The organism is Saccharothrix hoggarensis, from assembly GCF_052936025.1.
Map to the genome: position 1 here is coordinate 6,337,245 of NZ_CP193624.1, position 14,492 is coordinate 6,351,736.

A 14,492-nucleotide genomic window follows, 5' to 3' on the forward strand; every position below is an offset into this window, starting at 1 on the left:
ATTGTCCGGCTACGACGTTATCAAGAAGACAATCGACGAACATTCGGAGTTGATGACATTTCTTGGGCAGCGCAACGAACTTTCTTTGCTGACCACAGTTGAGTCTACCTTGCCGAAAGTGATCCTACTATCCGCAGCTAGCGATCTTGAGTCGCGCGTCCAAGGCTTGATAGTAAAGTTCTTTGACCAAACGACCACGTCGCACGAGTTCGCCGTAAGCTTCGTCAAAAATAAGGCGATTAATCGCCAGTTCCACACCTATTTCGACTGGAAAGGCCGGTCGGCAAATCCGTTTTTTGGCTTATTCGGACAAAAGTTCAAGGAGAGGATAGCGGCCGAATACGTCGCGGATCCGCTCTTGAAACCAGCGGTGACCGACTTCTGCGAAATCGGTGCCAAGAGAAACGAGTTAGTCCACTCGAACTATGCAACTTACACGCTCAACATGACAGCAAGTGAAGTGTTTGCCATGTATGAGCGAGCACTTTATTTTATCGAGAGAATGCCGCTCCTCCTTCAAGACTCCTGATCCAAGCGCGCCGTACGGTCCAACCGATTCGCCGTGCTGCCGAACTTGGCTCTATGGGATCAAGGCGCGCCGCCTGCGGCGGCGCGCAGTGCGGGCCGACGCACGTTCGCACCGACTCCCCGCATCACGGCACGCCGGGCTCCCGCTTCGCTCCGCCCGTCGGCCGTGCGCGGAGTCGGTGCACGTGGTCGGGTGGCGGCGCGCCACGAGGCCCCGCTAGGACAACGAGCTGCCAGCGGCATCGATCGGGACGATCGCGCGGTCAAGCGGCTTGGTCGAGCTGGGCACGGCGATCGGCTGCCGCGACGGCTACGCCGTCTTGCCATCGAGAAGGGCAACCGGCGACGAGGGCTTAGGACCACGGAAGCGCGAACGGGCGTCACCTCGGCTGGCCGTGGTGAGGCTCAGTCGAGGTGACGCCCGTCGATCGCTGATCAACTTTCAGGCCGTCTGTGGGCCGTGGGACGTTGAGGAAGGTCGAAACGGGATGGAACGCAACCAGACGCGTCCAGGCAGGTCAGAGGTGATCCGGAGCGCTCAGCCGCAGGTCCGGTCAGGACAGGTGGGAGAACACGAACATCTTCAAAGGCTTCACGGCCTGATCGGACGGTCGTGGCGGGGGAGGGTCAGGCCCCCGCCAGGATCGCCACACCGATCCCGATCAGCACCACCGGCAGCAGCACGTGGCCCCAGCGGGTCAGGGTGGGGGCTATGGCGGGACGGGTGGCGAAGAAGTGGCCGGCCGCGCACCAGACGGCCACCAGGACCAGGAAGACGATGACGTAGCCGGTGATGCCGGTGGTCGCGAAGACCGGGACGTAGACGCCGATGTTGTCGCCGCCGTTGGCGAACGTCACCGCCGCCACGCCCAGCGCGCCGGACGCCGCCGGGTCGTTGTCGTCACCCCGCGCCACGCCTGCCACGCCGCCTTCACGCCCAGCGCCAGCGGCAGGAGGCCCAGCCACGGGAGGACGGTCGTGGGGAGGAGGGTGGCGCCCAGGGCGGCGGTGACGGCCACCACCAGGATCGCCGTGAAGCCCAGGTACTGGCCGAGGACGACCTTCCACGGCGGCACGCCGCGCGCGAAGAACACGGCCAGCAGCACGATGTCGTCCACGTTCGTCACCGCGAACAACCCGACGGCACGGATGATGTCCAGCACCAGCGAACCTTAAGGTGCAGGGATGAACGGACCCGCGGACATGCTCGCCAACGACGCCGCGTCGGCCGCGCTCGGCATCCGGGCGCTGGAGTTGGGCGACGGCACGGCCCGGCTGGCCATGACGGTCACCGAGCGGATGGTCAACGGTCACGGCATCGGGCACGGCGGGTACGTGTTCCTGCTCGCCGACACGGCGTTCGCCTGCGCGTGCAACCGCCACGGCTCGGTGACCGTGGCGGCGCAGGCGGAGATCGACTTCATCGCCCCCGTGCACGCGGGGGACGAGTTGGTGGCGGACGCGGTGGAGCGGGTGCGGTTCGGTCGGAGCGGGATCTACGACATCACCGTGCGCCGGGGCGACGAGGTGGTGGCCGAGTTCCGCGGCCGGAGCCGGACCCTCAGGCCGAACGGCGCAGACCCAGCACCTGGAGGGTGATGAACCCCATCACGCCGACGGCTTGGGCGACGATCAGGAAAACGCCCAGACCGGTCACCGGGAACCACCCGGCGAACGCGGTGAGGAAGCTGTCCACCACCCACAGCACATTTCCGACCACCACCACGGCGACCAAGGGACGAATGGGCTTCATGCCGAGCAGGAACACCCCGGCGCCGTAGGCGAGGAGGAATACGCTCAGCCCGACCACCAGACCGTTCGGCAGTCCGGTCGGGAGGTCGTTCATCACCAGGGCCACCACCCCGAGCCCGGCCGAGCCGACACCGTCGAGCTTCAGGGCGAACCGGAGGAGGCCGTCGTTGCGAACCTGCGTTGTCGTCGTCATGGCTCGAAAGCTAGGGCGGCGCGCACTGCCGGCGGTACGCCAAACGCTGCCAACCGCTGCCAGTTCCTAGCGCACGACCTGCGAGGACAAGTCCTCGGCCACCAGTCGGGCGCCCGCGTTCTGCCAGTTGTGCAAGGTCCGCTCCGGCACCTGATTGACGAACCACGCCAGCGCCCGGCGGGCCTCCGGGTCGAGGTCTTCGCGCTTGGTCCGCCTGCTGTACGGGCGGATGCCGACGACGTAGTAGAAGTACAGCGCGTTGTAGTGCCGCCATTCGTCGCTGGTGCCGAATTCGCCGTCACGCGGCTTCAGCCGGAGAATGCTCTCCAACAACAACGACTTCAGCTCGGCCGCGCGTTCCAGCGGTTGGTCCGACGCGCCTCTCGCGGCGAGCCGGGCGTCGATCACCGGCAATTCCGTCAACGGGCTCGCGACCAACTTGCCGAGGTCGCCGTAATGGCTCAACGCGCGCCGGGTCAGCTTCACGAACTCGGCCGGGTCGAGCGGCGCGCGGCGGGGCAGCGCGTCGGCGGCGTCACGGAGTTCGGCCCGCGACTCGGCCACGTCGGGCACCGCGACCCGGTCCACGAGCAGCGCGAGCGGGTTGGCCAGCACCTGCACCGCGATCGCGGCGGCCACCGTGCCGTACAGCAGGGGGACGAGGCGGGCGTCCAGGAACAACGCCACCTGCCCGCCGAACACCGCCGCCAGCGCCGCCGACGTGAGCAGGGACCGGGTCATGTCGGCGCGGATCGCCTCGCCCTCGTCGAACGCGTCCGCCACGGCCACGATGACGCCGAACACGAGCAGGTCGAACCCGGCCGACGCGAGCACCACCGCCTTGGGCAGCACGTCCAGCGCCACCACCGCGCAGCTCAGGCCGAACAGGATCGTCGCCGCGGCCAGCAGCGCCCGCCGCAGTCGCACGGACAGCACCAGCGCCGCCGCCAACGGGACCAGCACCACGGGCGGCGCGAAGTAGGCCGCCGCCAGCAGCGGCGCCGCGCTCCACCGCCACCACCGCTCGTAGCGCACCGGCAGCCAGCACACGATCACGCCCGTCCACGCCACCGCGGACACCGCCAGCAGCATCGGCGGCACGGGCAGCGCGATCACCAGCGCGTAGTTGAGCAACCCGATCGAGGCACGCCGGAGGAGTGGTTTCCGGGGATCTCGCACCAGCAGGTAGAGGCCCAGCCACCAGGCGAGGCCGAACGTCACCACCGACACCGCGATCACCCGCCGATCCTACGGTTGCGGTGGCTGGGACGATGTGGTTCATGCCGGTCGAGCTGACGCTCCGCAGGGCCGCCGAAGAGGTCGGACGCGGCGATCTCGCCAGTGTGCTGCGCGCACGGCAACGCCTGGTCGGGCTGGTCGCGAGCTACCCGGACCGGCTGGACCTGCGCGAGCGGCTGGCCGAGGTGTACCGCGTGCTCGGCGACGCGGCGCAGGCCGGCCGCTGGAGCTACCTGTCGGAGGTCCGCGACGACGCGGAGGTCGCCGCCTTCGAGCGCGCCTACCGCACCCCGCTGGCCCGCCTCGCGGCGATGAACTGGGTGAGCGGCGAGGCCGGCGCGGCCACGGAGACCGCGCGGGAACGGCTGGTGGCGTTGCGGAACGCGGCGAACGCCCAGCTGAGCGCGGAACTGGCGGTGGCCGACGACCGCGACTCGTCGTGGGGCGCCAACGCGCTCGTGCTGCTCGGCCTCGTGGTGGTGCTGCTGTGCTTCGTGGTCGGCGCGGTGACGATCGTCATGTGGGGCTACAGGTGGCTCGCCGGATGAGCGCATGCTGGTGGGATGAACGACGTCGCCGCCGCCGCTGACCGCATCCGCCCGCACGCCCGCCGCACCCCGTCGTGGCGGACCGAGGTCGACGGCAGGCCGATCGTGTTCAAGCTCGAGCACCTCCAGCTCACCGGCTCGTTCAAGCTGCGCGGCGCGCTGAACACCCTCCTCGCCGCCGGTTCACCGGATCGAGTGGTCACGGCGTCCGGTGGGAACCACGGGCTCGGCGTGGCGAAGGCCGCCCAGCTCCTCGGGCTGCACGCCACCGTGTTCGTCCCGGTGAGCGCGCCGGAGGGCAAGGTGCGGCGGATCGAGGCGGCGGGCGCGAAGCTCATCCGGCACGGCGACACGTACGCCGAGGCCGTCCTGGCGGCCCGCGAGACGCCCGGCTTCTACGTCGAGGCCTACAACGACCCGACTGTCGTCGCAGGTCAGGGCACCGTCGCGGCCGAGGTGGTCGCGGACGTGCCGGACGTGGACGTGATCGCCGTCGCGGTCGGCGGCGGCGGGCTCGCGGCGGGCACGGCGCTGGCGTCGGGTCGGCTGACGGTGGCCGTGGAGCCGGAGCGGTGCTGCGCCCTGCACCACGCGCTGGCGGCGGGCAGGCCGGTCGACGCCGAGGTCGACTCGGTCGCCGCGTCCGCGTTGGGCGCCACTCGGGTGGGTGAAGTTCCGTTCGAGGTCCTGAGCACGCGGCCGGTCACGTCCGTGCTGGTGCCGGACACCGCGATCCTGGCCGCCCGCGACCGGCTGTGGGAGGAGTTCCGGCTGGCCGTCGAGCCGGCGGCGGCCGTGCCGTTCGCCGCGTGGCTGGCCGGTGACGTGCCCGGTGACCTGCCGTGCGTCGTGCTGTGCGGCGCGAACACCGACTGGACGCCGTAACGCCGTGACGCCGGGGGCGCGGCCTACGTCGCGCGGCGTACGTCGTGGAGCCGCCCGCCGCCGGACGCCGTGACCCGGTCCTGTGACCACGATCAGGTGGCATGACCTCGATCCGCTTCGCCTACCGGGTGGCCGCCCTGCTGTTCCTGTCCGGGCTGGTCCACCTCGTCGTGTTCGCCGTCGACGGCGGGCCGTGGGAAGGGCCGGTGTCGTGGCGCAAGGCGGTCACGTTCGGCCTGTCCTTCGGCCTCACGCTCGCCACGTACGCGTGGGTCGCCGGGTGGCTGCGGCTGTGCGCGGGCTGGGTGTGGCTGTCCACCGCCACGTCGGCGCTGGAGGTGGCGCTGACGACGCTCCAGGCGTGGCGGCGCGTGCCGTCGCACTTCAACGAGGCGACCGCGTTCGACCAGGCCGTCACCCGCGGTCTCGCGGTGGGCGGGGCGGCGGTCATCGTGTCGGTGCTCGCCCTGGCGGTCGCCGCCTTCCGGGCACGGCACCTCGCGCCCAGCATGAGGCTGGCCGTGCGGGCGGGCACGGTCGGCCTGCTGGCCGCGCTCGCGTTCGGCGGTCTGATGATCGCCGAACGCGGCGGCTCGTGGAAGCTCGCGCACGGCGTGGCCATGCACGGCGTCCTGCTGCTGCCGGCGCTCGCGCGGGCCCTCGCCTCCACGACGTGGACCGAGCGGCGGCGCACCCGGACCGTGGCCCTGGCCTCCGCCGCCCACGGCGCCCTCATCACCGCCGCGTTCGGCTACAACGCGCTGGTCTGACCGCTCACGGCCCTGGTCAGCGGCACTCCGGGACGCGCTTGACCGGCTGGAGCCGCGCTTCGGAGCGGTCGGCGCGGTCGGCGTGGACCCGGTCCCCCGCGACCCGCTCCGCCGCACGGTCGCCGGCGACCCGCTCGACCGGGACGCGCTCCACCGGACCGCAGACCTGGGCGGGCACCTCGATCTCCCGCTCCCGGGCCGGGTCCAGCAGCTCGACCCGCTCCACCAGCACCTCCACCTCGGCGATCAGGCTCGCCCACTCCGGCCGGTGCAGGCGCTCCCGCACCACCCAGCGCAGCGTGCGGACTTCCGCGCGCAGCCGTTCGAACTGCTCCGCGTCGAGACGTTGCGCGGACGGGTGGTCGAGCTTGCTCGCCACCACCCTCACCCGGGTCCCGACATCCACCAGCGACCTCCGGCGTCGAGCGTTGTCATGCGGCACACCCGCAGTGTCGCAGGCCGCACCGACAAAACGGCACCCCACCCCGAAACCGGGTCGTACCTCAGCGAGTCGACGTGATCGTGGCGCTGGCCAGCACCAGGTCGCCCGCTGCCGCGTCCTCGCGGTACACGGCGACGGCCTGACCAGGAGCGACACCGCTCAGCGGCTCCCGGAGCTGCACCAACAGCTCGCCGTCGACCAGCTCCGCCACGGCCGGCGCGAGGCCGCCGTGCGCCCGCACCTGCGCCACGCACTCGACCGGTCCGGAGAAGTCGACGCGGGTCACGGGCCGCTCCGCGACGATCTCGGTCACCTTCAGCTTCTCGGCCGCGCCGACCCGCACGGTGCCGCTCACGGGCTCCAGCGACAGCACGTACCGCGGCCGGCCGTCCGGCGCGGGCGCGTCGATGCCCAGGCCCTTGCGCTGGCCGACGGTGAACTCGTGCACGCCCAGGTGCCGCCCGAGGACGGCGCCGGTCTCGTCGTCCACCAGCACGCCCGGCTGCTCGCCCAGCTTGCGGGTGAGGAAGGCCTGCGTGTCACCGTCCGGGATGAAGCAGATGTCGTGGCTGTCGGGCTTCGCCGCGACCTGGAGGCCGCGCTCGGCGGCCTCGACCCGCACGTCGGCCTTGGTGGAGTCACCGAGCGGGAACATCGCGTGCGCCAGCTGCTCGTGGGTCAGCGAGGCCAGCACGTACGACTGGTCCTTGCCGTCGTCGGCCGAGCGGCGCAGCTCCAGCCGACCGTCCACAGTGGCCAGTCGGGCGTAGTGGCCGGTGCACACGGCGTCGAAGCCGAGCGCGATCGCCTTGTCCAGCAACGCCTCGAACTTGATCTTCTCGTTGCAGCGGAGGCACGGGTTCGGCGTGCGGCCGGCCGCGTACTCGGCGACGAAGTCGTCCACGACCTCCTCGGTGAACCGCTCCGCGAAGTCCCACACGTAGAACGGGATGCCGAGCAGGTCCGCGGCGCGCCGCGCGTCCCGGGCGTCCTCGATCGTGCAGCAGCCGCGCGCGCCGGTGCGCAACGTGCCGGGCTTCGCCGACAGCGCCAGGTGCACGCCGGTCACGTCGTGCCCCGCCGCCACCGCCCGCGCCGCAGCCACGGCGGAATCCACCCCGCCGCTCATCGCCGCCAGCACCCGCATGCCCGTCACACCTCCGCTATCGCCTGGTCGCCCGTCCGACCGGCACCCCTCGGATCACCGGTCCGACCGACCGGCGACGCACCACCCGCACGCCCATCCACCGCCGCGCCACCGGCCGCGCGCGCCGACGCCGAGCCAGAAGCACCGGCCTCACCACCACCGGCCGCCGCGCGCGCCGACGCCGAACCCCTCGCCGCGCCGCCGTTGCGGCCTACCCCGTGCCGCTTCAACCCCGCGATGCCCGCCGTGCGCGCGCGTTCCACCACCGGGCCGATCACGTCCGCCAGCTCGCGCACCTCGGCCGCCGTCGACGTGTGCCCCAGCGAGAACCGCAGCGACCCCCGCGCCAGCACCGGGTCGACGCCCATCGCCAGCAGCACGTGGCTCGGCTGCGCCACGCCCGCCGTGCACGCGGAGCCGGTGGAGCACTCGATCCCCTTGGCGTCCAACAGCATCAGCAGGCTGTCACCCTCGCAGCCGGGGAACGTGAGGTGCGCGTTGCCGGGCAGCCGGTGCACCGGGTCGCCGTTCACCGAGACGTCCGGCACCACCCGCCGCACCGACGCGACCAGCTCGTCCCGCAGCTCGGCCACCTTCGCCGACGTGGCGGCCCGGTGGTCCACCGCGTGCCGCACCGCCGCGGCCAGGCCCACGATCGACGGCACGTCCAGCGTGCCGGACCGCACGTCCCGCTCCTGACCGCCGCCGTGCAGCACGGGCGTCGTCGCCACGTCACGCCCCAGCAGCAGCACACCCACACCGTAGGGTCCGCCGACCTTGTGCCCGGTGAGCGTCAACGCCGAGGCGCCCGACTCCGTGAAGTCGACCGGCACCGCGCCGACGGCCTGCACCGCGTCGGTGTGGAACGGCACCGCGCGCGCGGCGGCCAGCGCGGCCAGCTCCCGCACCGGGTTGACCGTGCCCACCTCGTTGTTCGCCCACATCGCGGTGACCAGGGCGACGTCGTCGTCCAGCACGTCCCGCAGCGCCTCGGGCCTGATGCGGCCGAGCCCGTCCGGCTCCAGCCACGTGACCTCGGCGCCCTCGTGCTCGACCAGCCACTGGACGGCGTCCAGCACGGCGTGGTGCTCCACGGACGACACGACCAGCCGACGTCGCCGCGCCGTGCGGCGGGACCAGTAGATGCCCTTGACGGCGAGGTTGTCGCTCTCCGTGCCGCCGCTGGTGAAGATCACCTCGGAGGGTCGCGCGCCGAGGGCGTCCGCGATGTCCTCCCGGGCCTCCTCGACCGCCCGCCGCGCCCGACGCCCGGAGGTGTGCAACGACGAGGCGTTGCCCGTGGTGGACAACGCCCGGGTCATCGCCTCGATCGCCTCGGGGAGCATGGGGGTCGTGGCGGCGTGGTCGAAGTAGGCCATCAGTTTCCCAGGGTAGCCCGGCTGAGCCGGCCGGCGAGCACCGCACCGAGGACCGAGACGCCCGCCATCAGCAGGTCGAACGGCACCACGGCGGCGGTCGGCGCGGCGGCCGAGGCGAAGGTGGTCACCAGCACCCCGCCGAGCCCCACCAGCAGCGCGGAGCCGAGCATGTCGCTGATCTGCAGGGCCGAGGAGTTGAACCCCCGGTCGACCTCGGAGGACGCGCCGAGCACCAGCACGCTCAGACTCGACATGGCCAACCCCATCCCGGCCCCGGCGACGGCCCACAGGACCGGTGTCGCCCACGCCGGACCCCACGAAGGTGCGATGAGCGTCACCCCGGAGATACCCACCGCGTTGAGCGTGAACCCCCACCGCACCAGCTTCTCGCGCGGGACGTCCGGCTTGCGCGACTGCCACCAGGCGGCGCTGGACCAGCCGAGCGCGCTGAGCGTGAGCGGGATGCCGGCGGCGATGGCCGAGTAGCCGTGGACGGACGTCAGGGTGAGCGGGATGAACGCCTCGGCCGCGAAGAACGACCCGGCGAGCAGGGCGCGGGCGAGGATCGTCGCGGGCAGGCCGCGGCGGGCGCGCAGGGTGCCGGCGGGCAGCAGCACGCGCAGCGCGGGCGCGAGGACGACGAGGCCGGCCAGGCCGATCACCAGGTTGAGGCCGCGCGGGTGCTGGGCCGCCCAGCTCAGCGCCGCCACCCCGAACCCGGCGCCGAGCGCGGCCAGGGGCAGCCCGCGGCGGGTGTTCCGGTCGGGGGTGTGCGGCGGCAGGTTCCGCAGCACGGGCACCAGCAGCAACACGCCGAGCAGCACGAACGGGGCCAGCCCGAGGAACACCCAGCGCCAGCTCAGCACCTCGGTCAGCCACCCGGACAGGGCCGGCCCGACCAGCGACGGCACCACCCACGCGGACGCGAGGAGGCCGAACACGGCGGGTCGGTCCCGTTCCGGGTAGACGAGCCCGATGAGCACGTACAGCGCGACGACCTGCGCACCGCCGCCGATGCCCTGCAGGAACCGCCCGAGCAGCAGCACCGGCATGTCCTGGGCGAGCCCGGCGACGATCAGCCCGACGAGGAACAGCGCGGGCCCGAACAGCAGCGACGGCCGCGGCCCGCGCAGGTCGCTGACCCGTCCGGACAGCACGGTGGCCACGACGCTCGCGGCGAGGAACGCCAGGAACGGCCACGCGTACAGGTCGTTGCCGTCCAGTTCGGCCACCATGCGGGGCATGGCGGTGCTGACGCCCATGTTCTCGAACGCCAGCAACGTGACGAGCAGGATGATGCCGAGCGTCGGACCCCGCCGTTCGGGCGTCCACAGGCTGCTCTTGGCGGGCGTCCCGGCAGTCGTCGTCACGGGTCAATGGTTCAACCTCCACCCCGGTGGAGGTCAAGGCAATATGACCAGGCCCGCCCTAGTGCGCGATGAACCGGTGCGAGGCGTTGTTGTCCCACATCGTGCTGTTGAAATTCGCCGTCTGACCGGCGCCGAAGGTCTGCGACGCGCCCAGGTAGCCGCTGTTGTAGTAGACGGTCACCGTGTGCGCGGTGGTCCGGTTCCACGCCGAACCGGCGTTGTTCTTCACGCACTCGCCGCGGCCGGTGCCCGCGCCGGTGAACACGTAGCAGGTCGGCAGGCTGTCACCGTAGTTCGGGATCGAGCCGTTGAAGTCCGACAGCGAACCGCCCTTGCTCGCGCCGTAGTACAGGCAGAACTCGCCCACCTCGCACACCCCGTTGCGCGGGGTGGCCGCGGTCGCGACGCCCGTCGACGACATGACCAGCGCCACGCTGCCGGCGATGGCCAATGCCGCCCCGACGAGCCGCTTCCCGATGATCCCCATGATGATCCTCCCCAATCAGGGCGATGACGTCGTCACCGCCCCGGGGAACCCTTCACCACGGGCGCACGGCACGGTAGCGAACGGCCCCCGACCACCCGATCCGACCAGCACCGCGCCCTGAACGGCCCAGCGGCGCGCGCCCGGTGACAACGCCCCCGACGACGCCCCCGTCACGTCGCCCTGGCGACGCCTCCGTGACGAGGCCTCACGCCACCGGGGCGGCCACCACGTGCACCCGCGGCGCGGGCACCTCCACCGAGCCGAACGCCACCCGCTCCGACTCCCGCTGCACGAGCGCCGCCAGCTCCCGCCGCGACGACGCGCGGCCGGGCGCGACCTCGTCCAGCACGTGCACCTCCACCACGAGCCCGCGCGCCCGCAGCACCCGGCGCATCGAGCCGACCAGCGTGTCCGACCCGACGAACGCGGGCCGGGTGGACGGCGTCGCGCCCTGCAGGTACCGCAGCACGACCGGCCGCACGGGCACGCCCGCGTCCAGCGCCGCCTGGAAGAGCGCCGGCCGGTAGCGCCCGGACGCGACGCCGCACCAGGTGGTGCCCTCGGCGTGGATGCCGACCGCCGCGCCGTCCCGCAGCGCCGCGGCCAGCTCCGCCACCGTGCCCGGCAGCTGCGACAGCCGCTCCCGGTCGAGGTAGACGGTGCGGGCGGCGGTGATCAGGCGGCCGAGCACCGGCCAGTCCCGGATGTCCCGCTTGGCGACCATGCGGATGGGCTGCACCGCGTCGATGGCCAGCTCGTCCAACCAGGACACGTGGTTCGACACGACGAGCACGCCGCGGCCGGGGTTGTCCTGGAACACCGGACCGACCACCCGCAGCCGCACGCCGAACGCCCGCACCAGCACCCGGAACCAGCGCCGCAGCAGCGCCGACCGGGCCGGCCCGCGCACGCACAGGACGGCGAGGACGACGAGCGCCCCGCACAGCATCACGGTCGCGGCGGCGAACACCCGCCACGCGACCCGGACCGCGCCCACGGTGGCCGTCGAGTGGTCGACGCACCCGTCACCGCAGGGCGAGACGGGCATCCACGGGTGTGCCGCGCTCATGCCGTCTCCCCGAGGAAGAACTTGAGGTACCGCTGGTCGACCCGCTCCATGCCGAGCAGCACGGGCAGGTCGGCGACGCCGAAGTCGGCGTCCAGCGCGGGCCGCCCGCAGACCCACGCGCCGAGCCGCAGGTAGCCCTTCAGCAGCGGCGGCAGCACGGTCTTGTCGGGCCGCGCCACCGAGTCGACGTCCCACGGCTCGCGCGGCGTGACGCGGTACCGCTCGGGCGCGTGGTGCTTGGCCCGCACGACGTCCCACACGCCCGCGGCGAACGACCCGCCGTCGTGCAGCGGCACGGAGGCGCAGCCGATCAGCCACGAGTGGCCGGACAGCAGCATGTACCGGGCGATGCCCGCCCACACCAGCGACACCACCGCGCCGTTCCGGTGGTCCGGGTGCACGCACGACCGCCCGGTCTCCACCAGGGACGGCCGCAGGGCGTCCAGCGCGGACAGGTCGAACTCGCCGTCCGAGTACAGCCGCCCGGCCTCGGCGGCCCGTTCCGGCGGGAGCATGCGGTAGGTGCCGACGATGTCGCCGGTCCGGTCGTCCCGCACGACCAGGTGGTCGCAGAAGTCGTCGAAGTAGTCGACGTCGTGCCCCGGCACGGAGGTGTGCAGCACGGCGCCCATCTCGGTCGCGAACACCTGGTGCCGCAGCCGCTGCGCGGCCACGACCTCGTCGCTGTCACGCGCGACCAACAGGGAGTAGCGCGGCGCGTCGGAAGCGGCGTCACCGGTGCTGACAAGCAGTTGCGGCTGCGTCATGGGTCTGGTCTACCGACCGCATGGCGACCGGGAGCAGGTCGTTCCGATGACGCCTCAGTGGCAGGTCGGTTAAGCCCCGGTGAGGCCGGGGACGGCACGGGGGCCGCCCCGCCGAAGCGGAACGGCCCCCGTGGCCCGGCTCGGGTGGAACCCGCAGGTCAGCCCTTGCGCTTGGCGACCTCGTCGGTCAGCTGCGGCGCGACCGAGAACAGGTCGCCGACCACGCCGAAGTCGGCGATCTCGAAGATCGGCGCCTCCGGGTCCTTGTTGACGGCGACGATGGTCTTGGACGTCTGCATGCCCGCCCGGTGCTGGATGGCGCCGGAGATGCCCAGCGCGATGTACAGCTGCGGCGAGACCGTCTTGCCGGTCTGGCCGACCTGGAACTGGTGCGAGTAGTAGCCGGAGTCCACCGCGGCACGGGACGCGCCCACCGCCGCGCCGAGGCTGTCGGCCAGCTTCTCGACGACCTCGAAGCTCTCCGCGCTGCCCACGCCACGACCGCCGGACACGACGACCGACGCCTCGGTCAGCTCCGGGCGGTCACCGCCGGCGACCGCCTCACGGCCGGTCACGCGGGTCACCAGGGCCGGGTTGGCGGCGGGCGCCTCGACGGCCACCTCGACCGCGTCGGCCGGGGCCTCGGTGGCCTCGACGCCGCCGGGGCGCACCGCGATGACCGGCACGCCGTTGCTGACCTTGGACTTGACGACGTACGCGCCACCGAAGATCGACTGGGTGGCGACGCCGTCGCCGTCCAGGTCGACGGCGTCGTAGAGCAGGCCGGAGCCGAGGCGCACGGCCAGCCGGCCCGCGACCTCCTTGCCCTCCAACGTGGCCGAGACGAGCACGGCGGCGGGCGAGGCGCTGCCCGCGACGGCCGCGAGCGCGTCCACCTTCGGCGTGACCAGGTGGTTGGCGGCGTCCTCGGACTCCACCGCGTACACCTTGGTGGCGCCGTAGCGGCCGAGCGACTCCTTCACCTTGCCCGCGGTGCCGGGCGATCCGACCACCACCGCGGCCGGCTCGCCGAGACGGCGCGCGGCGGATAGAAGCTCATAGGTGACCTTCTTGACCTCGCCGTCGACGTGGTCGACGAGGACGAGTACCTCAGACATTCTTTTCCTCGCCTTCAGATGAGCTTCTGGCCGACCAGGTACTCGGCGATCTTCGAACCGCCGTCACCCGAGTCCTCGACACGCTGACCGGCGCTGCGCGGCGGCTTCGGGGCCGCCTCCAGCACCTGCGACCACGCGGCGCCGAGGCCGACCTCGTCCGCGGCCAGCCCCAGGTCGGCGACGGTGAGCGTGGTGACCGGCTTCTTCTTGGCCGCCATGATGCCCTTGAACGACGGGTAGCGCGGCTCGTTGATCTTCTCGTTCACGCTGACGACGGCCGGCAGGCTCGCCTCCAGGTGCGCGACGCCCTCGTCGGTCTCCCGCTCGGCCTTGATCGTGGAGCCCTCGACGGTCACCTTGCGGACCTGCGTCACCTGCGGCAGGCCCAGCAGCTCGGCCAGGATCGCCGGCACGGCGCCCGCCCGGCCGTCGGTGGCCTCGTTGCCCGCGATGACGAGGTCGACGCCCTCGACCGTGCCGATGGCCTTGGCCAGCACCTTGGCGGTGGTGAGCGCGTCGGAGCCGTGCAGCGCCGCGTCGGAGACGTGGATGGCCTTGTCGGCGCCCATGGAGAGCGCCTTGCGGATCGCGTCGGTCGCGCGGTCGGGACCCATCGAGACGACGGTCACCTCGCCGCCGTGCGCCTCCTGGAGCAGCAGCGCCTCTTCCACGGCGCGCTCGTTGATCTCGTCGAGCACGGCGTCCGCGGAGTCGCGGTCGAGGGTGTGGTCGGCGTCGGCGAGCCTGCGCTCGGACCAGGTGTCGGGCACCTGCTTGACCAGGACGACAATGTTCATA

17 protein-coding genes and 1 pseudogene are annotated in these 14,492 nt (G+C 72.2%); 5 read left to right on the forward strand and 13 right to left on the reverse strand.

What is annotated here, in order from left to right:
- The first annotated feature begins 1 nt into the window (after position 1).
- Positions 2 to 529, forward strand: coding sequence for a HEPN domain-containing protein (locus ACRAKH_RS28650; protein ID WP_380719489.1), 528 nt, complete (start codon positions 2 to 4; stop codon positions 527 to 529).
- Between the two features lie 626 nt (positions 530 to 1,155).
- Here the strand turns inward: ACRAKH_RS28650 and ACRAKH_RS28655 are convergent.
- On the reverse strand, positions 1,156 to 1,386 hold the full coding sequence (locus ACRAKH_RS28655) for a cadmium resistance transporter (RefSeq protein ID WP_380719487.1): 231 nt from the start codon (positions 1,384 to 1,386) through the stop codon (positions 1,156 to 1,158).
- Positions 1,383 to 1,691, reverse strand: coding sequence for a cadmium resistance transporter (locus ACRAKH_RS28660; RefSeq protein WP_380719485.1), 309 nt, complete (start codon positions 1,689 to 1,691; stop codon positions 1,383 to 1,385). Before ACRAKH_RS28660 ends, ACRAKH_RS28655 begins: the two co-directional genes overlap by 4 nt.
- Positions 1,692 to 1,713: 22 nt before the next feature.
- Here ACRAKH_RS28660 and paaI point away from each other — a divergent pair, with 22 nt between their 5' ends.
- Entirely contained in the window at positions 1,714 to 2,127 is a 414-nt protein-coding gene (gene paaI / locus ACRAKH_RS28665; RefSeq protein ID WP_380719483.1) for a hydroxyphenylacetyl-CoA thioesterase PaaI, read from the forward strand.
- On the opposite strand, the gene ACRAKH_RS28670 is transcribed toward paaI, so the two are convergent.
- Complete coding sequence (locus tag ACRAKH_RS28670) at positions 2,090 to 2,473, reverse strand: hypothetical protein (protein WP_380719481.1); 384 nt, start codon at positions 2,471 to 2,473, stop codon at positions 2,090 to 2,092. The genes paaI and ACRAKH_RS28670 overlap by 38 nt on opposite strands.
- A 66-nt stretch (positions 2,474 to 2,539) precedes the next feature.
- Complete coding sequence (locus ACRAKH_RS28675) at positions 2,540 to 3,712, reverse strand: hypothetical protein (protein WP_380719479.1); 1,173 nt, start codon at positions 3,710 to 3,712, stop codon at positions 2,540 to 2,542.
- A gap of 41 nt (positions 3,713 to 3,753) precedes the next feature.
- On the opposite strand from ACRAKH_RS28675, the gene ACRAKH_RS28680 reads away from it, so the two are divergent.
- From ACRAKH_RS28680 to ACRAKH_RS28690, 3 genes are all read left to right on the forward strand, one after another.
- The gene (locus ACRAKH_RS28680) at positions 3,754 to 4,260 is read left to right on the forward strand and encodes a DUF6584 family protein (protein ID WP_380719477.1); all 507 of its coding nucleotides are present in this window, start codon (positions 3,754 to 3,756) and stop codon (positions 4,258 to 4,260) included.
- Positions 4,261 to 4,275: 15 nt separating this feature from the next.
- Positions 4,276 to 5,145 carry a serine/threonine dehydratase gene (locus ACRAKH_RS28685; protein WP_380719475.1) on the forward strand — a complete coding sequence of 290 codons (870 nt, stop codon included), beginning with the start codon at positions 4,276 to 4,278 and terminating at the stop codon, positions 5,143 to 5,145.
- Positions 5,146 to 5,246: 101 nt separating this feature from the next.
- Positions 5,247 to 5,915: a hypothetical protein gene (locus ACRAKH_RS28690; RefSeq protein WP_380719473.1), complete on the forward strand. Its 669-nt coding sequence runs from the start codon at positions 5,247 to 5,249 to the stop codon at positions 5,913 to 5,915.
- Positions 5,916 to 5,931: 16 nt separating this feature from the next.
- Here ACRAKH_RS28690 and ACRAKH_RS28695 read toward each other — a convergent pair whose 3' ends face one another.
- The 9 genes and pseudogenes from ACRAKH_RS28695 to ACRAKH_RS28735 all read right to left on the reverse strand — a co-directional run bounded on the left by ACRAKH_RS28695 (position 5,932) and on the right by ACRAKH_RS28735 (position 14,491).
- The gene (locus ACRAKH_RS28695; protein ID WP_447009406.1) at positions 5,932 to 6,294 is read right to left on the reverse strand and encodes a hypothetical protein; all 363 of its coding nucleotides are present in this window, start codon (positions 6,292 to 6,294) and stop codon (positions 5,932 to 5,934) included.
- A 124-nt stretch (positions 6,295 to 6,418) separates the two neighbouring features.
- Positions 6,419 to 7,504, reverse strand: coding sequence for a tRNA 2-thiouridine(34) synthase MnmA (gene mnmA, locus ACRAKH_RS28700; protein WP_380719469.1), 1,086 nt, complete (start codon positions 7,502 to 7,504; stop codon positions 6,419 to 6,421).
- A 221-nt stretch (positions 7,505 to 7,725) separates the two neighbouring features.
- A pseudogene (locus ACRAKH_RS28705) lies at positions 7,726 to 8,883 on the reverse strand (cysteine desulfurase family protein); the annotation flags it as partial.
- Positions 8,883 to 10,253, reverse strand: a complete 1,371-nt coding sequence (locus ACRAKH_RS28710; protein WP_380719466.1) for an MFS transporter — start codon at positions 10,251 to 10,253, stop codon at positions 8,883 to 8,885. The gene ACRAKH_RS28710 and the pseudogene ACRAKH_RS28705, both read right to left, overlap by 1 nt.
- 58 nt (positions 10,254 to 10,311) lie before the next feature.
- On the reverse strand, positions 10,312 to 10,740 hold the full coding sequence (locus ACRAKH_RS28715; protein WP_380719464.1) for a peptidase inhibitor family I36 protein: 429 nt from the start codon (positions 10,738 to 10,740) through the stop codon (positions 10,312 to 10,314).
- A gap of 205 nt (positions 10,741 to 10,945) precedes the next feature.
- Positions 10,946 to 11,809: a lysophospholipid acyltransferase family protein gene (locus ACRAKH_RS28720; protein WP_447009407.1), complete on the reverse strand. Its 864-nt coding sequence runs from the start codon at positions 11,807 to 11,809 to the stop codon at positions 10,946 to 10,948.
- On the reverse strand, positions 11,806 to 12,576 hold the full coding sequence (locus ACRAKH_RS28725; protein WP_380719460.1) for a GNAT family N-acetyltransferase: 771 nt from the start codon (positions 12,574 to 12,576) through the stop codon (positions 11,806 to 11,808). The genes ACRAKH_RS28720 and ACRAKH_RS28725 overlap by 4 nt, the downstream gene beginning before the upstream one ends.
- Positions 12,577 to 12,734: 158 nt before the next feature.
- A complete protein-coding gene (locus ACRAKH_RS28730; protein ID WP_380719458.1) occupies positions 12,735 to 13,694 on the reverse strand; it encodes an electron transfer flavoprotein subunit alpha/FixB family protein in 960 nt (319 codons plus the stop codon).
- A 14-nt stretch (positions 13,695 to 13,708) separates the two neighbouring features.
- On the reverse strand, positions 13,709 to 14,491 hold the full coding sequence (locus ACRAKH_RS28735; protein ID WP_380719456.1) for an electron transfer flavoprotein subunit beta/FixA family protein: 783 nt from the start codon (positions 14,489 to 14,491) through the stop codon (positions 13,709 to 13,711).
- Position 14,492: the final 1 nt, after the last annotated feature.